The sequence below is a fragment of the Stenomitos frigidus ULC18 genome (assembly GCF_003003795.1).
Lineage (GTDB): Bacteria > Cyanobacteriota > Cyanobacteriia > Leptolyngbyales > Leptolyngbyaceae > Stenomitos > Stenomitos frigidus_A.
Window position 1 is genome coordinate 15,760 of the sequence record NZ_PVWK01000099.1, and the last position, 25,338, is coordinate 41,097.

General features: G+C 51.0%; 24 protein-coding genes. 19 read left to right on the forward strand and 5 right to left on the reverse strand.

All coding sequences use genetic code 11. The features are described 5' to 3' along the window. Nucleotides 1-201 precede the first annotated feature (201 nt). Together C7B82_RS18280 and C7B82_RS18285 are read left to right on the forward strand one after the other, a co-directional pair. Complete coding sequence (locus tag C7B82_RS18280) at nt 202-372, forward strand: DNA-binding protein (RefSeq protein ID WP_106257714.1); 171 nt, start codon at nt 202-204, stop codon at nt 370-372. Between the two features lie 779 nt (nt 373-1,151). After that, on the forward strand, nt 1,152-1,991 hold the full coding sequence (locus tag C7B82_RS18285) for a hypothetical protein (RefSeq protein WP_106257715.1): 840 nt from the start codon (nt 1,152-1,154) through the stop codon (nt 1,989-1,991). 447 nt (nt 1,992-2,438) lie between these two features. Here the strand turns inward: C7B82_RS18285 and C7B82_RS18290 are convergent, their stop codons facing one another. Then, nucleotides 2,439-3,194, reverse strand: a complete 756-nt coding sequence (locus C7B82_RS18290; RefSeq protein ID WP_146141187.1) for a hypothetical protein — start codon at nt 3,192-3,194, stop codon at nt 2,439-2,441. Nucleotides 3,195-3,691: 497 nt separating this feature from the next. On the opposite strand from C7B82_RS18290, the gene C7B82_RS18295 reads away from it, so the two are divergent. The 7 genes from C7B82_RS18295 to C7B82_RS18325 all read left to right on the forward strand — a co-directional run bounded on the left by C7B82_RS18295 (nt 3,692) and on the right by C7B82_RS18325 (nt 15,079). Next, nucleotides 3,692-5,413 carry a carbohydrate porin gene (locus tag C7B82_RS18295; RefSeq protein ID WP_219904571.1) on the forward strand — a complete coding sequence of 574 codons (1,722 nt, stop codon included), beginning with the start codon at nt 3,692-3,694 and terminating at the stop codon, nt 5,411-5,413. Between the two features lie 158 nt (nt 5,414-5,571). Beyond that, nucleotides 5,572-7,893, forward strand: a complete 2,322-nt coding sequence (locus tag C7B82_RS18300; protein WP_106257717.1) for a tetratricopeptide repeat protein — start codon at nt 5,572-5,574, stop codon at nt 7,891-7,893. A gap of 100 nt (nt 7,894-7,993) precedes the next feature. Further along, on the forward strand, nt 7,994-9,295 hold the full coding sequence (locus tag C7B82_RS18305; RefSeq protein WP_106257718.1) for a family 8 glycosyl hydrolase: 1,302 nt from the start codon (nt 7,994-7,996) through the stop codon (nt 9,293-9,295). Continuing rightward, nucleotides 9,292-11,793, forward strand: coding sequence for a cellulose biosynthesis cyclic di-GMP-binding regulatory protein BcsB (locus C7B82_RS18310; RefSeq protein WP_219904572.1), 2,502 nt, complete (start codon nt 9,292-9,294; stop codon nt 11,791-11,793). Before C7B82_RS18305 ends, C7B82_RS18310 begins: the two co-directional genes overlap by 4 nt. Next, on the forward strand, nt 11,790-14,360 hold the full coding sequence (locus C7B82_RS18315; protein ID WP_106257719.1) for a glycosyltransferase family 2 protein: 2,571 nt from the start codon (nt 11,790-11,792) through the stop codon (nt 14,358-14,360). Before C7B82_RS18310 ends, C7B82_RS18315 begins: the two co-directional genes overlap by 4 nt. A gap of 147 nt (nt 14,361-14,507) precedes the next feature. After that, a complete protein-coding gene (locus C7B82_RS18320; protein WP_106257720.1) occupies nt 14,508-14,807 on the forward strand; it encodes a hypothetical protein in 300 nt (99 codons plus the stop codon). Continuing rightward, nucleotides 14,804-15,079 (forward strand): hypothetical protein, encoded by a 276-nt coding sequence (locus C7B82_RS18325; RefSeq protein ID WP_339375258.1) that lies wholly within the window; start codon nt 14,804-14,806, stop codon nt 15,077-15,079. The genes C7B82_RS18320 and C7B82_RS18325 overlap by 4 nt, the downstream gene beginning before the upstream one ends. Here the strand turns inward: C7B82_RS18325 and C7B82_RS35210 are convergent. Continuing rightward, nucleotides 15,033-15,272, reverse strand: coding sequence for a hypothetical protein (locus C7B82_RS35210; protein ID WP_339375259.1), 240 nt, complete (start codon nt 15,270-15,272; stop codon nt 15,033-15,035). The two genes, C7B82_RS18325 and C7B82_RS35210, sit on opposite strands and share 47 nt — an antisense overlap. A 63-nt stretch (nt 15,273-15,335) precedes the next feature. On the opposite strand from C7B82_RS35210, the gene C7B82_RS18330 reads away from it, so the two are divergent. From C7B82_RS18330 to C7B82_RS18365, 9 genes are all read left to right on the forward strand, one after another. Then, on the forward strand, nt 15,336-15,566 hold the full coding sequence (locus C7B82_RS18330; RefSeq protein WP_106257721.1) for a DUF433 domain-containing protein: 231 nt from the start codon (nt 15,336-15,338) through the stop codon (nt 15,564-15,566). Then, the gene (locus C7B82_RS18335; protein ID WP_106257722.1) at nt 15,563-15,895 is read left to right on the forward strand and encodes a DUF5615 family PIN-like protein; all 333 of its coding nucleotides are present in this window, start codon (nt 15,563-15,565) and stop codon (nt 15,893-15,895) included. The genes C7B82_RS18330 and C7B82_RS18335 overlap by 4 nt, the downstream gene beginning before the upstream one ends. Beyond that, nucleotides 15,882-16,088 (forward strand): hypothetical protein, encoded by a 207-nt coding sequence (locus C7B82_RS31540; protein WP_146141188.1) that lies wholly within the window; start codon nt 15,882-15,884, stop codon nt 16,086-16,088. The genes C7B82_RS18335 and C7B82_RS31540 overlap by 14 nt, the downstream gene beginning before the upstream one ends. Nucleotides 16,089-16,501: 413 nt before the next feature. Further along, nucleotides 16,502-17,236, forward strand: a complete 735-nt coding sequence (locus C7B82_RS18340; RefSeq protein ID WP_181357555.1) for a hypothetical protein — start codon at nt 16,502-16,504, stop codon at nt 17,234-17,236. A gap of 52 nt (nt 17,237-17,288) precedes the next feature. Further along, on the forward strand, nt 17,289-17,663 hold the full coding sequence (locus tag C7B82_RS18345; RefSeq protein WP_106257724.1) for a DUF433 domain-containing protein: 375 nt from the start codon (nt 17,289-17,291) through the stop codon (nt 17,661-17,663). Next, on the forward strand, nt 17,660-17,929 hold the full coding sequence (locus C7B82_RS18350; RefSeq protein WP_245939980.1) for a DUF5615 family PIN-like protein: 270 nt from the start codon (nt 17,660-17,662) through the stop codon (nt 17,927-17,929). Before C7B82_RS18345 ends, C7B82_RS18350 begins: the two co-directional genes overlap by 4 nt. A 247-nt stretch (nt 17,930-18,176) precedes the next feature. Next, nucleotides 18,177-18,809 carry an SH3 domain-containing protein gene (locus tag C7B82_RS18355; RefSeq protein WP_106257725.1) on the forward strand — a complete coding sequence of 211 codons (633 nt, stop codon included), beginning with the start codon at nt 18,177-18,179 and terminating at the stop codon, nt 18,807-18,809. Nucleotides 18,810-18,964: 155 nt separating this feature from the next. After that, nucleotides 18,965-19,354, forward strand: a complete 390-nt coding sequence (locus C7B82_RS18360) for a hypothetical protein (protein WP_106257726.1) — start codon at nt 18,965-18,967, stop codon at nt 19,352-19,354. Then, on the forward strand, nt 19,351-19,779 hold the full coding sequence (locus C7B82_RS18365) for an HNH endonuclease (protein ID WP_106257727.1): 429 nt from the start codon (nt 19,351-19,353) through the stop codon (nt 19,777-19,779). Before C7B82_RS18360 ends, C7B82_RS18365 begins: the two co-directional genes overlap by 4 nt. 58 nt (nt 19,780-19,837) lie before the next feature. Here C7B82_RS18365 and C7B82_RS18370 read toward each other — a convergent pair whose 3' ends face one another. The 3 genes from C7B82_RS18370 to C7B82_RS18380 all read right to left on the reverse strand — a co-directional run bounded on the left by C7B82_RS18370 (nt 19,838) and on the right by C7B82_RS18380 (nt 22,381). Further along, the gene (locus C7B82_RS18370; protein ID WP_106257728.1) at nt 19,838-21,466 is read right to left on the reverse strand and encodes a DUF3352 domain-containing protein; all 1,629 of its coding nucleotides are present in this window, start codon (nt 21,464-21,466) and stop codon (nt 19,838-19,840) included. Nucleotides 21,467-21,769: 303 nt separating this feature from the next. Next, entirely contained in the window at nt 21,770-22,084 is a 315-nt protein-coding gene (locus tag C7B82_RS18375; protein ID WP_106257729.1) for a HigA family addiction module antitoxin, read from the reverse strand. 12 nt (nt 22,085-22,096) lie between these two features. After that, entirely contained in the window at nt 22,097-22,381 is a 285-nt protein-coding gene (locus C7B82_RS18380) for a type II toxin-antitoxin system RelE/ParE family toxin (RefSeq protein ID WP_106257730.1), read from the reverse strand. A 218-nt stretch (nt 22,382-22,599) separates the two neighbouring features. Here C7B82_RS18380 and recQ point away from each other — a divergent pair, with 218 nt between their 5' ends. Beyond that, a complete protein-coding gene (recQ, locus tag C7B82_RS18385) occupies nt 22,600-24,852 on the forward strand; it encodes a DNA helicase RecQ (protein ID WP_106257731.1) in 2,253 nt (750 codons plus the stop codon). Nucleotides 24,853-25,338 lie beyond the last annotated feature (486 nt).

Consider the following 25,338-nt stretch of genomic DNA (forward strand, 5'->3'; position numbering starts at 1 on the left):
GAAGCGCGATCGCCCAACCGCAAGAAACCGGGTTTCTCAATCAATACGGTTATCTAAATGTCTCTAAGTCATCAGAATCCCGGTTTCTGCGCAGCCGGTAGAGCTCCTGCTCAGCCGGTAGAGCGATCACCCCTCACCTCGCTCTGCGATCGCTCGTTATGATCAAGGCGTCGTCTTGACAATCTTCAGGAGTGAATCACTATGCCTTCGATCACGATCGAGATTTCAGAAGACCAATTGCAAAAGCTACGAGCGCTGGCGCATGAACAAGGTCTATCTCCAGAAGCATTGTTGCGTGACCATCTTGAAGAGTGGCTCAGTGCTCCAAAAAGTAAGTTCGCAAGAGTCAGAGCGTCAAATTCAGAGCGTTAAACACTAATGTTGTCCTCCTAGCAAACCACTTGGACGCGCAAGCGACATCCTAGTCGGTGATTAGTAACCAGTTGTTAGAAAAAGCGATTCAGCCCGCCGTTGGAATCAGCTACGTAATAACGTTAAAGGTTAGTATCTTAACGGATCAGTATTTGGCAATCACGACGGATAGATTGTGTTTTTAGCAAGTCTAATTTGCTACTTTGCTTCATCTCTTAAGCATGTCAAGCCAACCATTACAGTGCAGCAATTCCAAATCCAAAAAATCCGTGACCAGAAAATAATCACCTCTGCTTTTGAAATAGTACCCTTGTTCAAAATAATGCCGGAAATCTACATTTTTAGTTGAGCTTACTGCGTCAATTCTCAATAAGCTGCTGGCGCAAGTCGCTGAAAGGGCTTCTTAGAGCCGAATTTGGAATTGTTGATTACAGTGTGTCTGTAGACCGAGCTAAAGGCTAAATGTTGAACAATTAGTTTATGTGCACAAAAAATAGGACGGCCATATCTGATTTCTTTTGCATTACGTAGCCTCTCTAAAACACTGGCTAGAATGACACACTGAAGCCTATTTGCACTTACGTAAAGGTATGAGGACTTACATTAACTTTATTCATGAATCAATTTCTTCAAGTGATGAAGAAGCCCACGCTCAAGCAGTAGCCTTACTGGTTTTAGAAGGCTACTTTAGGGTCATGCAATGGTTTGCAGTGCAGAGATCTACCCATCGCCTTAGCTCTAAAGCTTATTGTCACATCAACTACTAGAGGGTACCTAGAATGTCAGTCTCTCCACTGAAAAACCCAGTATTACCTGCTGCTGTACTTGCTAGTGCAGTGTTCTCCTCACTAACAGTGCCTCTAGCCGTCTTAGGTTCGGGGCCAGTCGATATCCAATTGAACCAGGAGCCTGTTTTCTCCGGAACCATCAAGGATTTTGCAGCACCCTACGTAGGAGTTGTCGGCATCCTGAGTATCGGAGCAGGCGTCGCTGGGGTTGCGATCGCTGGATGGCAGCAGTCATCCCGCAAATCTGGGCAAGTGGAAGCGAAACTCTCCAGCTTGCAACGAAAACTAGAAGCAAAGGAATTGCAACTCCAGGCTGCAATGCTATCAGAGCAACGACTAGAAGCATCTGGGCTAGACTTTTTTCTTGAAGATGAAACGCGACCCGAAGCAGCACTACTAGCGACAGCGACCCCACCCAGAGTAAGTGTCACTCAAGCAAAAGCACCAGTTAATCAGACTCGCATCAGTCAGGCTCAGTCCCTTCAGCCTGCGATCGATCCAGAGCAAACTCAAGCAACAGCACAATCAGTGGTTTCTACTCTGGCTGCTGCCCAAGCCTTCTTAAGCTTTACCCGCTCTAACGGCTCAATGTTGCCCAGCGATGACGGCCAGTTGATGGCGAAGAAATTGCCCGCTGCCAATACTAGTTTGCAAGAACTGCAAGATCAGCTTAAGCAAATCATGTCTCAAGTGGAGACTCTCCGTTATTCGCTAGAGGCTGAACCTGTCGTCAAGCCTCAGCAGTCAACCTATACTGTCAACGCTACTGAGCATCTACATCATCGACCAGCAGCGAAGTCACAATGGATCATGCAATCGATGGCGTCCTAAGCGGTTGATGAAAACGCCAAATTGTCTAAAATTTGGACTGCATGTAGGAGTCAGAGGGCAAGATCAGCAGTCCGCCTGACTCCCAATCTTCTCATAGCTTGAAGATTCTATTTACCAATTGAATAAGCGTCTTCAAACCATACATTCAAGGGGATTCATCTATCTAGAGAGAAGAATGTAGTCTTTGGATAAGCCATACAACTAGGGACACACGGCGGTACACCCCTACCAAAAATAAAAATTATCGACTTTATTAAAGTGGCACTTCTTAGTGTTCAAATGCGTTTTATTTTGCCGGAGTTATAGCTGTTGTCACAAAGCTTAGGCCATTGGGATCAAAGGGGGAGTGGGGGCGTGCCCCCAGCCAGGGGTTCCACCCCTGCACCCCGTCCTAACCAGTATGGCTATAGCTATAACTATTGCTGATCGTTAACGTGATTGTGATCCTTAACGAAGGTGCTGCGCGAAGGATAGAGGTGCTGTGGTTTGCTTATCCTTCAACACTGGGAGATTAGCCGACGTAGCGTTAATTGGCACGTTATTCAACTCCGATCGCAGGCTCAAACCTTCGTTTAGATCATTCACATTCAAGACTAATGAAGCCGTTTTGACGATCGGTGGAGTCACTGTTAGCGTTTGTTTGGTCTGGAGATACCATTGCCCATCCGTTGCAAAGCGGATATTAGCTCCTTGCAACTGCTTGCCCTGGTTGTCTAATGGTTGTGCCAGCGCTTTGGGTTGACTGGCTGAGTCGATCGCGGCGACGAAAACAACATCAGCATCAGGTTTCAGCCGACGCATTTGAGCCTGGTTCGTTTGCCAAACTTCCTGATATTGACCGTCAGTCGTACTTTGCCAGAGTTTGAGAGTCGCTTGCCATTGCCCCTGCGAGACCACGACTGCTTGACGATCCAAAATGGCGTAGTTAGACGGTTCGCCTGGACTGGCAGGCTGAGCAGAGGACGTCAACGGACGGATGCCTTGAACAATGATGCGACTTTGATCAGGAAGGTTTGTCTTACCTGAAACGATATAGACACCGGGACGATTAGCCGCTTCAACCTTCATATTCAACTCTGCTTGCAGCGATCGCTCCCTACTACAGCCCACAGTCAGCAGCAGTAAGAAGACACTCATGGCTTTCACGTAAGGCTGAAAAGAAGCATTACGGCAGAGGGCACGTGGCGATAGAACATTAGACATTACATATCCTTGGGTTTCAGTTGTCACCGTAGACTCTATAGCTAGGTCTCTTATTACAAGGAACAAATCTTTTAAGCATTCCTCCGGAGCTTATTCAATTGGGTACGTAAAGATTCGGAAGAACAGCGAACCGTTCAGCAGGCACTTAACGCCTTCTTCATCTAACTCAGTTGAACGATGAGTAATCTAGATTTTTTTAGGCAATACGCCAGGCATTTTTCAACTGTCAAACTTAGGTTATTAGCGCCTATTCCTGCTTCAGAAGACTGTTCAGACTGCATCTAGAGCTGCCTCGTTAAGTTGACAGTTTAGTTGATCGCTCTTGTCGCCAAAGTGACGGCCAACCCAATTGAGAGAGTGGAAGTTAGCGTTTAGTTAATTGTGGTGTGAATTGAATGACTCTTGAGCCTTTGCAGTCTAATGTATCCACATTTCTTCCACCCTGGAAGGTTGGTTTAACAGGGTCACTGTCTCTAACTGCATTTCTAGCAGTAGGGGTGGCACAAGCCAAACCAGTGCCAGTTCACCTGCACGATCGCATAGCACAATCCCCCCAGCAAGTCATGGCTGACGAACAAGCCAAACTTGCAGATGCGCGGATCGGCCGTCAGGAAGAACTCCAACCTCCAGCGTCTGCGATCGCAGCAAGGGCGATCGCGCCACCCCAGTCCATGCCATCCATGGAATCGTCCCGGTCTGGCTATACCAACGAAGATGAGTTAATTCAACAAATGGGTGGCAAGGCGAGAACGACCAGGGCAACACCGGCCAGGGTGCACCCAGTCAAAGTGAGACCGCCTGCTTTTTTGCCACCATCCACTCCCATAACGGCAGCGAAACAGGCAGCTCCAGCGACTAAAGCGGCACGGCAAAAGCCTTCCTTTTTGATTACGGTTGGCACCAATTCTGATCTAGGACTGAGCCTATTTGCCCCTGCGCCGAGCGATCGCTGTAGTGGAGCCTGTGGTGGCTCGCCGCTGTTAGTGCCATCCTTGCCTCGGATGGGTGGGCGGACAATAGCGCAATCGACGCCACCGCCACCCTACACAACGCTGCCAACACCCAGTCTGTTAGATGGCGCAGTGCCGCCTGGGTCATTAACGAATGGCACAACGCCGACGGAACCGCTGCTCTTGCCAACCACCAGCAGTCCAGCCAGCATTCAACCCCCAACCTTTCGAGCGCAGTCTGCAACAACGCCCCCAGCACGACGGACGCTCTTACGCACCACTGCCCTCAGTGACCCGTCGATCAAACTGCAAGGTGTGTACCTCTATCAAGGCGATCAATCGTCAGCAAGAGCACGCCTATCGATTTCATATCCGTTAACGCCCCATCTCCTCTTTGGCGCCACGTTTGACCTGACGGATGGCAATGCCTTTGCCGATTCGCAGACTCAGGGCTTTAGCGTGAACGAGCTGTATTTTGCGGCGTCGCTACCGGAATTGCCCAATCTTCGTTTAGTGGTTGGGCAATTGGATTTGACCTCGTATTTCGATCGCAACAGTTTTGCGAAAGATGGCGCAACTCATTTCTTCAACCCGGTATTTCAAACCAATCCAGCACTCAGCGCTACGGGCATTGCGTCTCGCCCAGCGGCACTCGTGAACTGGACGTTGACGGACAACATTGAGGCGAAAGCAGCGGTCTTCTCATCGTCACGTAATCTAGGTGACTTTAGTTTGGATGGATTCGCTGGTGAAATTGGCATTCGCTACGGCAATGCGGTGATTCGAGGCACCTATGTCACCGATCGCGATGCCGGTTCACGCGATGGCTTTCGGGAGATTTTCCAGGTTGCCCGTGGAAACGGTGTGACAGGCTTCCTGAAGGGCGATCGCGAAGAATCGTATGGGTTGAACGGGGAGTTCTTCATTCCGAAGCTGAAAATGGGTCTCTTCGCCCGCTATGGACGCTATAACAACGACGCGATTAATCGCAGCGCCGAAACCTATAGCCTCGGCTTCAACTTTCTGGATGTCTTCGCTCCAGACGATCGCCTGGGATTGGCGTATGGTCGTGGTCTTTCCAACGAGTCACTACGGCGTCAAATTGGCGACAAAAATCCTGACGTTCTAGAACTCTTCTACGATTTTCGCTTCTTACCAAATTTGAGGCTTGGTTTTTCCATTCAGGAGCGTAATGACTTCTCAGAAATCATTGCAGGCGTCCGGGTGAAAACCGAATTTGATGTAACTCCTAAAGGAAAGGGGCTTTAGGGGAAAGGCTAAAGGCTAAAGGCTAAAGGCTGAACTCAAAACTTGCCCTCACTCTGTCTGTTTCAACTCAAAACTCAAAACTTAAAACTCAAAACTTTTTATCCTTCATCCTTCATCCTTTCCCCCTCAATGTCGTCCTAGCCATACTGGTAAAGCCAATGATTCAGGGTAGTCGAACGAAAAACTTAATCAGTGCTGTCTGTCTGGGGGGATTGCTCATCGGCGTTCCTTTAATGCAGCCGTTGGGAATGCCGATCGCGCAGGCTCAGGAAGCAGTTCCGGCGGCCGTGCGGCAGGGCTTTACCTTACTAGGGCAGGGATTGGTCAACGATGCGATCGCGACGTTTCGGAGTGCAATTCGACAGTATCCCGGCTCAATCGAGGCAAAGCTAGGGCTGGCGATCGCCTACCGTCGCGCTGGACGTGATGCTGACGCGTGGCAAACTTACCAGCAAGTGTTGGCACAGGAACCCAACAATCAACTGGCGCTCAAGACGATCGGCATTCTCGGCGGTTTTCGTGCGGAATGGCAGCAGACGGGCATTGAAGCACTGACCACACTGCTCACCCTTAACCCAAATGATTTGGATACTCGTGCTCAACGTGCCTTGTTGTATGGCTATCAAGGGCAATTTGCCGACGCTCTAACCGACTATGAGCTGGTGTTACAGCGCAACCCAACGCCAGACGTGTTGCTTGGTGCAGCCCAGGTTTACACCTACAGCGGTAACTACGCTCAAGGGTTAGCACTGTTCAATCGCTATCAGTCAACCGGCAAACCAATTACAGGTAAGGCGTCGATCGCCTATACCCGTGCGTTACGAGGTACGGGTAATGCGGCCCAAGCCATCGCCATTCTCCAGGCCCAACTGCCGCCGCAAATTAATACAACGTCTATCCAACTGCGATCGGAACTTTCGCAGGCATACCTGGCGAATGGACAACCGACCGAAGCGCTGGCAGTGCTCGATCCCTTACGCGGTCGATCAGATGCCCGGCTGCCGTTAGCGCGTGCGCTGAATGAAATTGGGCAGCGGCAAAATCTGTCCGCGTTGCTGAGTCAGTCCGCTGACCTGTATCGGCAGGTGGTGCTTAGCACTCCCAACCCATCGCCCCTTTTGCTGCGTGAAGCAGCAGATGTGTTGAGCGGGGTTCCGACGCAGCGCCAGTCTGCACTCCAGCTATACAACCAGTTGGTGAAACTACAGCCCAACGATCGCGTGCTGTCCTTGCAGAAGCTGACGCTAGAAAACCAGCTAGGGTTACTATCCAGAGGTGATTTACACCAACAGCAGCGATCGCTATTGCAACCGCTGCCGAGCAACCCAGCCGAACAACAGGCGATCGCGCAGGCGCTATCTCGTATTGATCCTGATCCCGATCTGCTGCCCATTTATCAAAGTTTGCTGCAAGCCAAGGTCAACGAACCGTTTCTCAACTTCCGACTGGCGCAGTTGCTCATTGAGAAGAATGACCTCAATGGAGCCAAAGCGGCATTGGTCGCTTATCAGGCAACGGCTGTGGGCGCAAATGATCAAGCCCCTCAGTTGTTGCTGGCAGAAATCGATCGTCGTCAAGGCAACCTGGACGCCGCCGCCCAGCGGTATCAAGCCCTAACCACTAACAGCAGCGCCGATCTCGACGTACAGGTAGCCGCTTTGCGTGGGTTAGCGGGCATTCGGTTAACGCAGGGTCGTCCGGGTGATGCCCTTGCCCTTTATGAGCAGCTTTTGGCAAAAAATCCCCAGGACTTGCAGGTGCAGTTAGGGCGTACCAGTGTGGCGTATCAGGCCGGGCGAGTTTCCGCGACTGAAGCTGAAGCCGCTCTCAATGCCTGGCTGCAAGCGCATTCTCCAGGCGATACACCACCCGAACTTTACAGCCTGGTGGGTGCGTTGCCAGCAGCGCCGCAGCGAGAAGCGCTCTACACCAAGCTCATCGAAGCAAACCCCAGCAATGTGCAGGTGCAGGTACGGTTGGTGCAAGTACTGGCACAGCGTGATCCCAATCTGGCGCAGGCGCAGGTAAATCGATTGCTGGCTCGTGTGCGATCGACGGCATCGGACGATCGTAACAACGTCGGGCTGTACTTTTTGCAAGGACAACTCGCACAAGCATTAGGCAACCTGACTCAGGCGGATGCTGCCTATCAAGCCATTCTGGCGCAGCAACCAGAGAATGCCGATGCCTTAGCAGCCCTGGGTGGCATTCACTTTCAGCAACGCCGCTTTGACTCTGCCAGCAGTCTCTATAGTCAGGTGCTGACCTTTCGCCCCGATGATCTTGAAGCTCGGAAATCGTTGGCAGAGCTAGCCGCTGCACAAGGTAACTCCTTAGAAGCCATGCAACAGTTTGAGCAGCTTCAACTGCAACAAGCCGCAACGGGTAGTGCAGACCCCAACCTATCGCGTCGGATGCAACAAATTCAGGAAGACTTTCTCAAACAACGAGGTTTTCAGCCTGCTTGGGAGCGCTATTGACAGCCAGCCTCTGACACTCACCCCATGCCATCCAGGCAGTCATCAAACCAGCAGTTTTTGCGGTGCAGCAAGCGAACATTACTTTAAAAATCTACCTACCATGCGGCTGAATTTCACCATGCCATTGGTCATTGTGACGCTAATACTCTTATCTGGACTGATTAGCGGTTGCCGTGGTGGTACACAGTCGCAAGCTGAGAATGTACCGTCTCCTGTCAATTCGACCAGCCCGATCGCCTCGATTCAAGTCACTCCAAACCTGATCACTCCAAGCCCGATCGCTCAATCACCGTCTCCCGCACCACCTGTTGACATGGCGTTGCTCAAGCAAAGCTGGGCAGCCTACCGTCAGCGCTTTATCCAGGCAGATGGGCGAGTGATTGATTGGGAAGCAGACGCTCGCTCAACCTCAGAGGGACAGGCGTATGCCATGCTGCGATCGGTCATGATCGATGACCCTCAAACGTTTGCTCTGACGCTTGCCTGGGCAGAAAAGAATCTGAAACGTGGCAATCAGCCTTCAGAGGCGCTGTGGGCATGGAAATGGGGACGTAATGCGAAAAAACAGTGGGGTATTCTCGATCGCAACTTTGCCAGTGATGCAGACATTGATGCGATTACAGCGCTGATTTTGGCAGGTCGCCGCTGGAATCGATCGGCTTACCTCACCCTGGCTCAAACGAAACTACGAGCGTTGTGGGCGCTGTCAGTCGTGCCTGTTGGGAAGCAGCCTTATCTCCTACCCGGGCCACGCGAGGCGTTTCAGCAGCCAAACAAGCTGTTGCTCAATCCGTCCTATCTTTCACCCGCGGCCTTCCGTCTGTTCGCGCAGGTCGATCGCGCCCACGATTGGTTGAGTTTAGTCAGTAGCAGCTATCAGTTACTGGAGCGGTCGGCAGCGCTTTCGACCATCCAGTTACCCAGTGATTGGCTGGCGCTGGATACAGAAACCGCACAGTTTCAACCGCTTTTAGGAGCAGAGCCGCTTGTCAGCCGCTACGGCTTTGATGCCTATCGCGTGTGGTGGCGACTTGCCCTGGATGCGTCCTGGTATGGCGAACCGAGAGCCAGAAGCTACTTGCAGCAGCGTTTGGTTTCGTTGCAGGAGCTGTGGCGATCGCAGCAAACCATTCCGGCCCAGATCGATCTGCAAGGCAAGCCTGTAGTCGCCTATGAAGCGTCCTCTCAATATGGCGTGCTTTATGCCGCTTTTCGCCTGATTGATCCAAAGACGGCTGAAGAAATCTATCAGAAGAAAATAGCGCCCCAGTATCGCAACGGTATTTGGGATAACAGCTCTGCTTACTACACCCAAAATTTAGTCTGGTTTGGATTGATACCCTCAACCGCTATTTCAACTCAGCTCCTGCACCCTGCCAACGTTAGCCCTACCCATCCATGAAACGCTTTTTTCACCAGCTTCGACAGTTCGCTCGATCGCCCGGTCATCGTCTCAACCCAAGGCCCCTGGGTTGGTTACTGCTGCTCTGTTGTAGCGTTTTTATGACTGGCCTTGGCATCCCGCTATTGCATGGACAATGGGCAGAACCGGTGGTCGCTCAGTCTACCAATGTCCAAAAGCAGGAAGATCAAGTCATTCGGAACTTCACGCTGCCTAAAGCACCGAGCGACGCCCCTGTCTATCGTCCCGCGCCTCCTGTAGAAGACGTCCCGGCTCCGTCAGTCCCGGAACCAGTAACATCGACCCCAGCACCAGCAAAACCTGAGCCCGCCAAAGCAGAGGCAAAGCCCAGCAGCACCCCAACGAAGAAAACGCCAGCCAGCCAGTACGTTTTGGAGTTTAACCGGAGCCCGATCGTGGGTAACCGTCTCCGGCTGCAAGGGGTTTATGCTGAAAGCCAACTGGCCTTTACTCGTCCTCGCAATTGGAACCTGCAGTCAGCAAAGGCACTCATTCGCTTTCAGCACTCTCCTGCACTCCTGGCGAGCCGATCGAACTTAACGGTGCGTGTGAATGGCACCAGCGTTGGCAGCACGTCACTGAATCGCAAGCAGTCCCAAATTGGTCAGGTTCTAGTCGATATTCCGACCAGCCTGATTCAGGATACGAACGACATTGTGATCGTCGCGCAGCAGAATACCGACTCTAAATGCTCTAACCCAGCCGACCCAGCGCTTTGGACAGAAGTGCTTCCCGACTCCAAGCTGCTGTTTAACTACCAGCCTCAAGCCGTACCGCTGGATCTAAGCCGCTTCCCTTATCCCTTCTTCGATCACCTGAGTCTGGATGCCAATCGGTTAGCGTATGTACGCCCCACAACAGTGAGCGAGTCCTGGCTCACCGCAGCCGGACGGTTTCAAACCGCGATGGGGCGACTGGCCGATTTTCGTCCGTTGAGCACTCGCTTTGTGAAGACGGTTGATGATTTGCAGTGGAACGATCGCCTGGTCATTCTGGGTACACCTGCCGAGCAACCACTTTTAAAAACGCTCAAGCTTCCGTTCACTGTCTCTGGCAATCAAATCATCGACGGCTCGAAAAATGCGCTTCCGGCGGATGTAGGCGTGTTAATGCTGGCAGCAACGCCCAAAGGCGGCAATCCCATTCTGGTCGTCACAGGCAACGGCCCCGATGGCGTGGCGAAAGCGGCACAGTTTCTTGTGCAGCCCCAAAACCGCCGCATTGGTGCGGGACAAGCCGTTCTGGTCGATAATCTGGATGATGTCCCCACTCCACCCACACGGCAATGGGAACGGGCACTACCAGATGCAAATGAATTTAAGCTGAGTGCCTTAAAGGGATCGGATCAGGAGCCACTCAAAGACACAACCGTGCGGGGTGCGTCGGCACCCTCTGTAGAGTTCAACTTTCATGCCCTCCCCGATGACCACTTTACGCGGGGCAGTGCGATGGAGCTGGTCTACAGCTACAGCCCCCAGGTGAATCCCAGAACGTCGGCGATCGAAGTGCTGTTAGACGGCGTTGTCGTTGGCGGCAAGCGGCTGACCTCAGAAACAGGTGCCAGCAGAGAATCGGTCAACGTGAATCTGCCTGAGAACTTGATCACGCCGACCTCTAAGCTGGCGATCGCGTTTCGCCTGAGTGCCCGCGAACAAGCGCAGTGCGGTGTTGTCACCGATCAGCAACTTTGGGGCACCGTCCATGCCGACGAGACGAGGTTTAAGCTGAAGCGCGATCAATCCGTGCAGTTACCGGATCTGAAGCTGCTCCAGGTGGGGTATCCCTTTGCTGCACCACAGGATTTGTCGGGTACGGCGATTGTCGTACCAGATTCACCCTCCGAAACGGAACTGCTGACGATGCTGGCCTTCAGCGAACGCATGGGACGTCTGAGTCAGGCAGAATCGGTGAAGCTGGGTGTTTACACGACAGGAACCTTGCCCGACGACGTCCGCAGGCAACGCCATCTGGTAGGCATCGGCACCCGCGATAAGTTTCCTTTTAATGAAGCCTTTGATACCAAGCAAGGGTTCAGCTTAGGTGGCGCATTTTCTCGCCTATGGCACCAGCAAACCATCCAGACGTTGCCCGATAAAGGTGGGGTCATTAAAGAAGTGATCTCGCCCTGGAACGACAAGCGCACCGTACTGGCACTCAGTGGTCAGCAGGCAAGCGGTCTAAGCACAGTGAAAGACGTGTTGAATCAAGATCCCTGGTTCTTTCAAGTCAAAGGGGATACGGTGCTGATTAGCGCCAATGCTCAAGCCACCTCTATGTTTGACTCTGACGCCTATCAGCTGGAATCGTTGCAGCAAGAACCGCAACGTCGGCTCGCACAGACCAATCTGCTCGCAACGACATCCCGCTTTCTTCAAGACAATTGGTTCTTGCTGCCAGCGGGCATGGTGACGGTATGCCTGTTGCTCTATGGCATTGCTCAGCTGTACATTAAACGCCTTGAGGGAGAGAAAAGATGACGAATCCAGCGGCTGAAGTGCAATCTGAGCGTCGTCGAGGGAAAGCAGAGCGGCTGACAATCTGGCTTACGGAGTCGCTCCCCAATGGGTTCGATCGCGTCTTTCGCTATGCCCCCAACGTCCAGTTGTTCTGGCTAGCAATACTGCTACTGCTGCTATCCATCCCACTGATCATTACCCCGTTGACCACCTGGCAGCAGACGATCGCAGCCTTGATGCTCATTCTATTGGGCTGGGCGATCGTGCAGATTGAGCAACGGTATGGCGATCGCCACACTAGCGAATACCTGCATTTATTTATGGTGTGGCTCAGCCTGCTCACCACGTTCCGCTACGTCTATTACCGCAGCAGCTATACGCTCAACCTGGATGGATGGCTCGATGGCACGTTTAGTATCTTGCTGTTTGGGGCAGAGCTCTACGCCATCATGACGCTGGCGCTCGCTTTTTTTCAGACGCTGAAGCTGAAAGATCGACAGCCGCCCAGTCTGGCAGGGATTCCAGAGCAACAGTTGCCGACAGTCGATGTCTACATCCCGACCTACAACGAGGATGTAGAGATTGTGCGTAAAACGGCACTGGGGGCACTGGCGATCGACTATCCCGCCAACAAAAAGCGCGTTTACATCCTGGATGATGGTCGAGCAGAGAAGTACCGGGCACGTCGAGAAGCATTGCGTCAGATGTGTGCCGAACTCGGTTGCACGCTGATGACGCGGGACAATAATGACCATGCGAAAGCAGGCAACATCAATACCGCCATGCGCAAGACGTACGGCGATTTGATCCTGATCCTGGACTGCGACCACATCCCAACGCGAGACTTTTTACAAAATACGATCGGCTTTTTCCGCAATCCTAAAGTGGCACTGGTGCAAACCCCTCACTGGTTCTACAATCCCGACCCGTTTGAGCGCAACTTGCTGACGGCTGGTAAAGTGCCAGTGGGCAACGAGTTGTTCTACAAGGTGCTGCAAAAGGGTAATGACTTTTGGAATGCGGCATTCTTCTGTGGTTCGGCGGCGGTCATCCGCAAAGATTACGTGCTGCAAATTGGCGGCATTGCTACCGAGACGGTCACGGAGGACTGTCACACATCGTTTCGCCTGCATTCGTTGGGCTACGAGTCGGTCTACTACGACAAGATAATGGTGGCAGGGCTGGCACCGGAAAAATTCTCCGCCTATGTGGGACAGCAGGTGCGTTGGGCACGGGGGATGGCGCAAATTCTGCGGCTTGAAAATCCCTTGCTCAATCCCCGTCTGCGGTTGAGCATTCCTCAACGGCTGTGTTACTTCAGCGCGACCTCTCACTTTTTCTACGGCTTTCCGCGCTTGATGTACGCGATCGCCCCCACCCTTTTCCTCCTCTTCGGTATCAATCCCATTCGTGGTTTGGGTCTGGAAACGCTGGCGTATGCGATGCCGCACATCTTCCTGTCTACTTACGCCAACCACATCACGTATAAAAATGTCCGCTTTTCCTTCTGGAACGAGATCTACGAATTTGCGATGTCCTTCCAGGCAGGGCTGGTAACGCTGCTGGCGTTGATTAACCCCAAACTCGGTAGCTTTAATGTGACCGATAAGGGCGCATCCGTTACCAAGCGGAGCTTTGACTGGCAGTCTGCTCGTGCGCTGGTGATCGTGACGGTGCTGGTTGGGCTGTCGGTGCTGGCTGTCCCGCTATGGCTGATCTTGCGACCAGAAGATACGGAAGCGGTGCTCACCAATATGTTCTGGTGCTTTTTTAATCTGGTGCTGCTGATTTCAGCGCTGCTAGTTGCTTTCGAGCAACCCCAGCTACGACGGGCACATCGGCTCGATCGCAAGTTGGGCACCATCATCTACAGCCAGGGACAAGAGTGGCGGGGGCAAACCATCAACGTCAGTGAAACGGGCTGTCAACTGCTGTTGGATAGCTGGCTGAACCTACCCGATGAAATTGAGCTGGAGTTAATTGGCGATTACGGCACGCGTGCGTTTGTGAATGGTCGCATTATCCGGGTCACGCTGATCAACGAAACCCAGGTGGTAATGGCGATCGACTTTCTGGAACCCAGCCGCGCCCAACTGGATGCCCTCAGCCTGGTCATCTATTCTGATGTCCGGGAATGGTACTCCCAAACGCGCGGCATCGTCGATGACCCGATGGAATCGTTCAAGTTCATTATGACCAGCGTGTCGCGATCGTTCCGGGAACCAAAACCTGCACCCCCTACGCCATCGATACGCAAACAGATCCGAGCCATGGCACAACTGTATTGGGAAGGACAGTTCTATACGGCGATCGCGACCGAAATTGGGGTTCGCAGCCTCAAGCTAGAGCTAGACGGCACTGCTATTCAAAACCTGGAGGCAATGGAGCGGACAAAAGCGCTCGTCGGGCTACTCCTGAGTCAGACCGACAGTGACGCGTTACCAAAACGCTTGTTGGCTCAGGTACAAACCATCGAAACCGTTAGCGATGCGTCGGGCAGCAAAATCGCGATCGAAGTCAGCTTTCCAGAGCACTTGCGCGATCGACAGGGTGGCAAAATCAAGGAACTGGTCGAGACGTTGAATTAGGCGATCGGGCTAGTGCGGCGTGGCGCTCAGGATCTCTCCATAAAGCCACCAAAGCTAAGTTTTCTGAGTCCTCATAAATTCTGCATGAATAACGCTTCGATCGCTCAGGCTAAAATGCAAGAGTAACCTTGCAATAAGGTCAAAGCCATGACAGTTTCTCCAGAGGAGAGGGTCCACCAACGTCAACCCCGTTATGCGAAAGAAGAATACGCCCATCGTGGCAATGAGCTTTACGAGTCTCAGGTGCGATCTCAGGTTGAGGACGGCAATCATGGCAAGATTGTAGCGATCGACATTGAAACCGGAGCGTTTGAAGTGGCAGAGGATACGATCACCGCTACCGATCGCCTCTATGAACGTGTCCCGGATGCCCAGCCTTGGGTGATTCGGATTGGGCATCGCACAGTGTATCGTTTTGGTTCGCGCAGCTTGAAGCCGTCAGCATGATGCAAGGTTGGGTGAATCAGAACTGTGAAGCAATGCTGCCGATCGTGGTTGGTCATGACAATGCGTCGAAGCAAATGATTGAGGCATTGATTGACACGGGATTTTCAGGCTTTCTATCCCTGCCATTATCTATGATTGAATCACTGGAACTGCCTTGGATATTCAGTGATTTTGTTACCTTGGGCGATGGCAGTGAAGTCATTTTTCAGATGTATCGAGCCATCGTCATTTGGGATGGACAGTATAAGCATCAGAATCGGAGCCTCTTTTAGGCATGAGTTTGCTGTATGGATTCAAGCTGCAAATTGAAGCAAGGGAGCGCGGCATCGTGACGATCGCAGCCTTGCAGTAGAGCATGGTAGTCAGTGAGGGGCGATCGCTCACCCATACATCCAGCCACAACCGCGCGATCGGCAGGGCAGCAAAATTAAGGAATTGGTCGAAACGTTGAGTTAACGTTGGCATAGATGATTTACTTGAATCAGCTAGAGACAGACGTTTAATTTCAGTTCATGATTGTGAGAACCTATGAACTACCGAGACATCATCACAATCGAGCCTGGAAAGCGTGGTGGCAAACCCTGTGTCCGTGGCTTGCGAATTACGGTGTATGAAGTGCTTGAGTACCTGGCTTCCGAGATGACTGAAGCAGAAATTCTCGACGACTTTCCCGATCTGACGCGAGACGATTTGAAAGCCTGCATTGCGTATGCCGCTGATCGTGAGCGTCGGTTTATGACGGCTCCATTCTCTGCATGAAACTACTTTTCGATGAAAACCTATCACCTAAGTTACCGAGCCGTTTAAGCGATCGTTTCCCAAATTCGCTTCATGTTCGAGATATAGGCATGAAAGCAACGATCGACTCAATCGTTTGGGATTATGCAAAAGACAACAATTTGATGATTGTCTCGAAAGATGCGGATATGCACGACTTGAGCCTGGTGTTGGGAAAGCCACCGAAAGTGATTTGGCTTCGTCTTGGAAACTGTTCGACACGACAAGTTGAAAATTTGCTACGTCGGGAATTTAACGCTATTCGGTTATTTTATGAAGATGAGAGCTTATCGCTGCTTGCGTTATCCTGATGCACTGATCGCTCACCCGTCTCTCCAGCCACAACCGCGCGATCGCGGTCAGATTTGCAGAATGTTGGCGCGATCGGCAAGTTGGCAAAATCAAAGAACTGGTCGAAACATTGAGTTAGTCGATCGCGGTGGTACGGCAAAGCGATCGTTGTCTCTCCACAAACCCACTAAAGCTAAGTTTTCTTCGCCCTGAAAGATTCTGTATGGTTAACCATTCTCTCGAAAAAGGGTAGTTATACTGGCAACATCCACCTAAATCTCCTCTTGAGGGGTTTAGACAGATCTCTGTCCGCCTAAATGCCCAGTTTAGGATCTTAGACTGAATCTTATCTGCCTAATCAGCCAATCCGGGATCTTAGGCTGAAAGTTTCTGTCTAAATATTAGTTACACCGCCTTGTCCTTGGTGGTGGCGCGGCCGAGAGGTTATCTGTCATTGCCTTAGACCCAAATGGGAGTGAGGTCATCGGTGAAGAAAGTATTTTGAGGATAAGGGATAAAAAATGAGATTGCCAACTACCTACTTCAGATATTCTCTCTTAGTGTCATTTTTGCTTTTTATAGGTCTTACTCCATTAAGTTTACTCATTTCCTTTTTTGTCCCCAGCATGTGGAAACTTGGAGTTTACTCACTGTTTTTCGTCGCACTAATAAATTTGGCTTTTACCACTGGTTTTATCTTTTACTACAGGGTCTCTATTAATCCCCAAGGACTGAGATGTACAAGCTTTTGGGGCAAGCTTTATTTTATAGAATGGTCAACCATAACTGGTGCGAGATCCTATGGTGGACTTTGGACGTTTGGATTCAAGTTTCTTTTACTATCGACTACTAAATTTTCAAGCGCATTATGGCTGCCCTTATTTCTGCATGATATGCCTCGGCTTAAGCAAATAGTTTCTGACTATGCAGGCACAAGCAATCCACTTGCCATTCAATTAAAGGAGCAAAATACCCCAGTTAGCAAGGGAAAGAAAGCAGAGGATCAGATTAAATTTGCGTGGCAAGGAGGAATAGTTCACGGCACTATAAATTTAGTATTTATACTTTTGGCTTTAACAGGCTACGATTTTTTTATTAGACTCACTGAGTTAATAGACATATCAAAACTTTTAATATCAGTACTTTTAAATGTTTGCCTAATTTTTGTTCTATCATTTGGCATCTACAAAAAAAGCAGAGTTTCTGCTGTAGTCATACTAATTTACCTTGCCTCAAGCCAAGCTTGGGAAGTAATTGAACTTAGAAGAATTCCAGGGATACTATCGTGGTTTTTTCTTATTGCCTACGTGGGCGGAGTTCAAGGTACTTTTTCTTATCATAAACTGCGAGGAAATCGTTGAGTAAGCCGTTGAGCTACGATATGGATGAAGCCGTGACTCAAGGAGTTTTAAGGTGGATGCATCCAGTGCTGGGCAAGCAGAAATTATCCGGACAGAGCGCGGACTGACGATCGCAGGCACCCGCATCACGCTTTACGATGTGATGGACTATGTGACAGCTCAGTACCCTCCGAAATTCATCCGCTCCTTGTTTAACCTGACAGAGGAGCAGATCAATGCTGCTTTATCCTACATTGAGGCAAATCGTTCTGAAGTCGAAGCAGAATATCAGCTTGTTCTGAAGCAATCTGAGGAAAATCGGCAGTACTGGGAGGAACGTAAGCGTGAGCATTTTGCTCGTGTTGCAGCAATGCCACCCAGACCGGGTCGAGAGGCTCTCTGGGCAAAACTTCAAGAGCAGAAAGCTAGGCATAAGCTAGAAGCATGAACTTCTTGATTGATCACAACTTGGGGGGACATGCAGAGATTTTATTGGGCAGTATTGCGAGTCAAGGTTGGTTAGAGCTTCTCTCGATTCGTTTTGTCACCTTCAAGGAGATGAATCTAGCGATCGACAGTAGAGATCGAATCGTTTGGCAACTTGCTCAGGCAAATCAGATGATTTTGCTGACTGCCAACCGTAGTATGAAAGGTGAAGACTCCCTGAACAAGTTCTTCGAGAAGACAATACTCTGGATTCCTTCCCTGTCATGACAATTGGAGACGCTAATCGATTTTTATCCGATCGAGTCTATCGAAACCGTTGTGCTGACCGTATCCTCGAAATCTTGTTAGATATTGAAACCTGGATGGGTGTTGGTCGTCTTTTTATCCCATGACGTAGCTAAATCAATTGGGTTAAGCCGCTAACAAAAGACCAAGATCTTTATTTCACTCAAGGTTTTAACGATCGCGCTCCTTCCAGCGATCGCAATCAGACCTAGCAAATGGAAAGTAACTGATGCAACGTGGTTTTCAAGTGCTGTTATTAAGCACGATCGCCCTTTCTCTAACCATACCAACCCAAGCAGCAGAACCGAATCCCAATGGCTCCCGCAATCCACCGGAACCCGGTTGGAGCCTATGGCGACCCAAAGCTGAAATTCCTACGGCAGGGTTTAGTGCAGGGTTTTCCAACATGGAGTTAGGCGGATTCCTGGATTTTGAACACTCCTGTGCCGAAGCGATCGGTGTTCCTGTAGAAGAAACACCTTACTGGTTTCGGCTCAGCAACTCGATCGACCAAATCGGCACGGGCACGGCTGAGTTTGGCTGCTGGAAGAATGGCGCGTTGATCAACACGATCGTCAATACAGCTGTTAGCACAAAACTGGAAAACGTCACCTGTCTCCGAGTACGGGTTCCTACAGGAGACGATCTCCGCATTCGTGTCGAGCCGAGTTTGAAGGCGACCATTATTGGCGCGGTCAGCAATGGGGCAACGGTCAAACCTGACAGTTTTCCAGCGACGATCATTCAAGAAGACAACCGCAATTGGGTGGCAATCCAAGCGCCACGAAAAGTTTGGGTTTCCAATGATCGCCCAGAGACACCCGGCAACCTAACGTTATGTAAGGCAGTGACGGGGCGTTAGATGCGATCGCTCCCTTACAATTAAGTTAACGATAGAAAAATCAATATCTTATTATTTCACTCAGTTTTTTGGCGATCGCGGAAGAACAGCGATCGCCGAAGATCTGAAGTAGACTTTCAATACTGGCAGCATCAAACCCAGGATTCAAAGTAGACATGAGTACCGAAATCACGATCACGTTGCCCGATGAGGTTTATCAGCGCGCTGAGCGGTTTGCACGGTTAGCGAATCGGGATGTGGCGGGAGTTTTAGCCGATACTATTCAACTTTCAATGCCACCGGTCAGGGCTGATCTTAGTGAACTTGAGCCTCTTTCGGCGCTCTCTGACAAACAGGTTTTAACGCTGGCAGAATTACAAATGGAGCCGGAGCAAGATGCCCGACTGAGTGAGTTGCTCGATCGGCAGCAGGCAGGCACTCTTGCTGAAAATGAGCATTCAGAGCTACAAACGCTCATGCAGATTTATCAAGAAGGGCTACTGCGAAAAGCCACTGCCCTGAGTGAAGCTGTCAAGCGTGGACTCCTCGCTCCCCTGAGCCAGTGAGCCAACTTTCTGAAGCCGTCCGAACACGAGTGCAGCAGCAGGCGAACCATCAGTGCGGCTACTGCCTTAGCCTGCAAAAGTATGTTTTAGGGATTCTAGAGATCGACCACATAACCCCTAAAGCAGCAGGTGGCTCTGACAACGAAGAAAACCTGTGGCTTGCCTGCCGTCTATGCAATGCTTACAAAGGCACCCAAACCCACGCAAGAGATCCGGTGACCAATCGCAATACCAAACTATTTAATCCACGGCAACAGAAGTGGGTACGGCATTTTGTTTGGTCAGAGGACAGTGCTTGTATCGTCGGTTTAACTGCTTGTGGGCGTGCTACTGTTCTGGCGCTCCAATTAAACAATCCCTATGCCGTTACAGTCAGGCAAGCTTGGAAAGCTGCTGGTTGGCATCCACCGAATTTCAAATACTAATTTGTAGAGTGGGCATGGCCCACCCTACGTTATACCGTTTTTACAGAAGCCGTACTGACTACTTGGCAGGCTTAAGTGCCAGCAACATCTCAACCTGAACCGTTGTTTTGTCCGCCTGGGTAGATGCCAGGCCAATGCCCCGAATTGAGTTCAGTACCGCAGCCGTTTCTGGCGGGATGGAGCTCTTTTGAGCTACGAGCATCGTGCGATTTACCAGCGACATGGTTTGATCCATATCCAGATAGAAGGAACCCACGTTTTGCTTGGGTAAGCCACCCATCACGGTTTTGTAAGCGTCACTGCTATCGAGCGCTTTCGCGGGTTTGGTTGCCATCACGTTGACCAACGGTTCCCCGATCGCCACGAAAACCGAATCCTGATCGAGCCAACCGTGGCCTACCAGCACACCTTGAGGCGATTGCCATTCTGTGATTTTCTTACCTTGCACGTCGCGATCGGCAACCTGCACAAACCCATTGCCCTTCACCAAACCATCAATTTTGCTCAACGTGGCTTCAGCCGTTTTACGATCGCTGGTATCAAAGACCATCACGCCACCGAAGCCAAACTGAGCCAACATCCCCTCATTCAAGGTAATGAAGCTTAAGGAAAAATCACCGTCCATCCAGCCAAAAATGTCTTTGTCGAGATCCAAATTGGCAGCTTGCATTGATTGCCGCATCTGGGCGATCGCTTGCTCCATTGGCGGGTTGGACTTGGATTGCTCCACTGTTTCTGCCCAGTAGCGGCTGATGCCAGCACCATTCAGCATCGCAAAAGTCTCTGTGGGAAATTGCGCTACAACGGAGCCTGCAACGGGTTTATACTCCAGGGTTTTTGCCTGTGGGTCGAGGTTAGCGATGGTTTTCATGCGTATGCCAGCATCGTCAATGCCAATCCCTGCGACGATCGATTTCACTTTTTTGAGTTGATCCAGACTGGCGGCAGGTAAGGGAGCCGCTTTCGACTGGCTCGCGATGAGCTGCTGCACGGTGCCTGCATAGTCCGGGACGTAGATACGCGCGATCGTATTGGGCATCTCAACACCCTTAGACAAAAGCGCACCAAACTCTGCCTTTGATGCTAACGATGGTTCTCCTTTGACGGTATCGATCGCTTGCTCGACGGCTTTTTTCTCAGGTGCAAGCACTAAATAATTTTTCACGACAGCCGTGTAGCTGGAGCTTTTTGCACCCGGATAATCTGTAATTTTGATGCCTTTATAGTCGCTTTCGATCGCTTTTGTTTTACTCTCACTCTGGAGCTTCTGGGCAAAACTCAACGCTTTTGTCTTATCTTTAATGCCAACCACTAACAAAACATTCGATTCTTTGACTGGTTTTGCCGCATCGGTTGGCAGTACCGCCAGCATGACGTTACCAACCCAGGGTTTTACATCGGCGTCGTAGTTGATTTTGCTGTCAGTCAACAACTTTTGTTGGAAGTCTGTGAAACCTTTGCCCACCACAGCCTGTGCTTCGGGAGTGCCAAATTTTTGCAGCTTCGCCCAGTTTTGCGGCTCCATCGAAATAAAGGCGGTCATGTAGGCGTCGTCGGGTACCACTTTCGCCAGCGCTTGCGGACTCAGCTCATCGCCGGACGCCCCGTTGAAGTGGACGTACGCGATCGCCCCCCCTGCCACTGCGGTGATCGCCAGTGCAGGCACGAGTAACTTTTTCCCAACCATGCTTCATTCCTCATATTTTTACAATCAGTCCCCCGCTTTGATAAATGTCCCTATGCAAGCGGATTTCAGGGATTGCCACCCTACAAAAGATGCCCCGATCGCGTCTTCAACCATCAGTACGTCAGCGGAACGTTCTACCAAGTAACACTCCGACGATGCAGTCTACTGATCAGGACTGACGCAACCCTTTAGCGGTTTTAACCACGCATTGAACCGCATGACCAACCTCAATGCTGAAACCTCCGAGGTTTTGGCAAACTACGTCAGTCCTACTGATGAGTAGAAACACTTTGAGACGATCGATTACGGAGAGGGCATTGAAGGTGAGAGAGCTTGAGGAATACGACTATACGTTTCTGCATTTTCTGCTTGCGCTTGACGTAAGTCATACTGTGTTTGTAAGTTCAGCCAGAACTGAGCGCTATTACCGAAGTAACGAGCTAACCGTAGAGCGGTATCTGCCGTCACACTGCGCTTTGCAGCCAAAATCTCGCTCACACGCGTTTGGGCTACACCAATGTCCTTGCTTAGTCGATAAGGCGTAATATCGAGTGGTTCCAGAAATTCTAGACGTAGAATCTCGCCAGGATGGATGTTAGGTAACCGATCGTTACTCATGACAGTTTTTTCTCAGTGGTAGTCTACAATCTCAACCTGAACGGCATTGTTTTCATTCGTCCAGACAAACCAAATTCGCCACTGGTGATTGATACGGATACTATGCTGCCCCTGGCGATCACCCACTAATTTTTCTAACCGATTTCCAGGTGGCACGCGCAAATCATTCAGCGATGTCGCAGCGTCCAAGATGAGCAGTTTGCGTAAAGCAATCCTTTGAATATCAGGCGGGTAATGTCGAGATTTAAACCCATCGAAAATCAGCTTTGTCTCATCAGACCTAAAATGAACAATCACAATTCAATACTACTGCACAACATTACTACCGCCAAGCAGTAGCATATCAAGAAAGGCTACTACGAAAAGTCACGGTTCACAGTGAAGCCGCTAAACGAGGGTTCGTTGACGAGCAGCTCACCAACTTACACAAATCACCGCTCATTTGTCCACAAAGCCCCAGTTAGTGGTTTAAACTGCGTGGGAACCCTGGTTTCAAGTGCATCCAGTAACCCTTCATGACAGTCAGCATTCCCTACTCCACGACTCAATTTGCGTCCTTAGAGCAGGCGCTCAAACATTACTTCGGCTACGACAGCTTTCGTCCGGGGCAGCGCCAGATCATTGAATACACCCTGCACGATCGCGACCTTCTCGTCATCATGCCGACGGGGGGCGGCAAGTCTCTCTGCTTCCAGCTACCCGCATTGCTAAAAGAAGGCGTGATGATCGTTGTGTCGCCGCTGATTGCGCTGATGCAAGACCAGGTGCAGGCGCTACAAAACAACGGTATTCCTGCCACATTGCTCAATAGCAGCATCGGTTTCGGTGAATCACAATCGCGCCAGGCTGCCATTCTCGATCGCAAAATCAAGCTGGTCTACGTCGCTCCCGAACGGCTGCTCAGCGAATCGTTTTTGGGCTTTATGGATCAGGTGAAAGCGCGAGTCGGCATCTCGGCGTTTGCGATCGATGAAGCCCACTGCGTCTCCGAATGGGGACATGACTTTCGCCCCGAATATCGTCAGCTTCAGCGTTTGCGGCAACGGTATCAAAACGACGATCGTGTCATTCCCATCCTGGCGCTGACTGCCACAGCTACAGAACGCGTCCGCCATGACATTCTCGGCCAGCTAGAGCTACAAGACCCACACGTTCACGTTGCCAGCTTCAACCGCCCCAACCTGTATTACGAAGTGCGACCCAAAGGTAGCCAAAAACAGGCGTATGTCGAACTGTTTCAGCAGGTGCAGCAGACCCAAGGCGCAGGCATTATCTATTGCTTGAGCCGCAAGCGCGTGGATGAAGTTACGGCCCGATTGCAACAGGACGGCATTTCCGCACTGCCCTATCATGCAGGCTTGAGCGATGCCGTGCGGCGAGAGAATCAGGATAAATTTATTCGAGATGATGCACGGGTAATGGTTGCCACGGTTGCCTTTGGGATGGGCATCAACAAACCCGATGTGCGCTTCGTCATCCACTACGACCTGCCCCGCAACATCGAAGGCTACTATCAAGAATCGGGCAGAGCCGGACGCGATGGTGAACCGTCTCGCTGTACTCTTTTCTACGGTGCGGGAGATATTAAGACCGTTGAGTTTCTCATCGCTCAGAAGGTCGACCCGGCGTCGGGCGAACCGCTGGAAGAAGAACAGCGCATTGCTACCCAACAGCTTCGACGAGTGATTAACTATGCCGAGGCAACGGAATGCCGTCGCACGATTCAGCTTGGCTACTTCGGCGAAGACTTTCCTGGCAACTGCGGCACGTGTGACAACTGCTGTCACCCCAAACCGATCGAAGACTGGACGCTAGAAGCCCAAAAGTTTCTGTCCTGTGTCGCTCGATTTGCCCAACGCGATCAGCGGTTTGGCCTTAACCATACGATCGACGTGCTGCGTGGTTCTAAAAACGATCGCGTGCTGAAAAACGGGCACGATAAACTCTCTACCTATGGCATTGGCAAAGACCGCAGTGCGGAACAGTGGCGACTGCTGGGTCGATCGCTCATCCATCAACGACTGCTGGATGAAACCTCTGATGGCTATTCGATGCTGCAACTCAACGATCTAAGTTGGGACATATTGCGTAAGCAGCGGAGTGTGATGGTTGCCATTGATCCGGTCAAACCAGGCGATGTCCTTGCACCCTCTAAGGTCGATGCTGCTGAGGTTGAAGCACTCTACGATCGCCTCCAGAAACTTCGCAAACATCTGGCAGACGAGCAATCGGTGCCGCCGTACGTGGTGTTCCCCAACTCCAGTCTGCGATCGATGGCAACCGCGCAGCCCCAAACCCTTGCCCAATTCGCCAAAATTTCGGGCGTGGGGAGCCGCAAGCTAGCGCAATACAGCGAACCATTCATTACCGAAATTCGAGCGTTCCGAACCGAGCGTGGATTGCCTCTGCAAACTGAAACGGGTACAGTTCCCCAGGCAACACCTTCGACCGCCCCACCAACCCGTGCCTCAGAAACCCAACTGCAAACCCTGGCGCTCTATCAAGAAGGACTGGAACCTGCCGACATTGCCGAACGGCGTAACTTTCGCCTCGGCACCATTATGAGTCATCTGGCTGAGCTACTAGAGTTAGGTTATCCCATTGATCTGGATGATTTGGTACCGCTTGATCGCCAGGATAAAATCATGCACGCCATCAACACAGTAGGCCCCGATGCGCTGGGCAGCATTCGCGAACATCTCGGCGAAATGTACGGATATGACGAGATTCGACTGGTGCGATCGCGCTGGCGACGCGAAACTGCATGAGCCTTTCTAACATGAACCATGACACACAAGCGCTAGCGAGAGATGACTGGATCGAATGTCCGAATCCAGCGACCAAGCTATAAGGCGTGGGCTTCGGACAATCTAGCTGTTCGCTGGCTCTCACCGTCAGCACTGAGTATAATCAAATCTTAGATTTCAGCCAGAGTCTGTATTTCTAAGGACGGGTGTAGTTTGTCACAGCTTCTTTCAAGGTTGAGCAAGGTCTCTAAATCCACCATTACACGGGAGGTAGCGTAAACCTATCCCTAACCTGAAAGGGTTAATCGATCGCTGATAGCTGTGCACATGATTAATCCCCAACCATGCAACGCTTTAAAGATAAACCTTAAAGCTTTTGATAAGCAAATTGCCTTTCGCCAAAATTTAATAGCCAGGGTGCGGTCACTTTAGAATCGCCTTTTAAGGCAAGTCTTTATACTGGGCAGGTACCCTTACTATGCATAAAAAGGCAAGCCGTTTGTGACA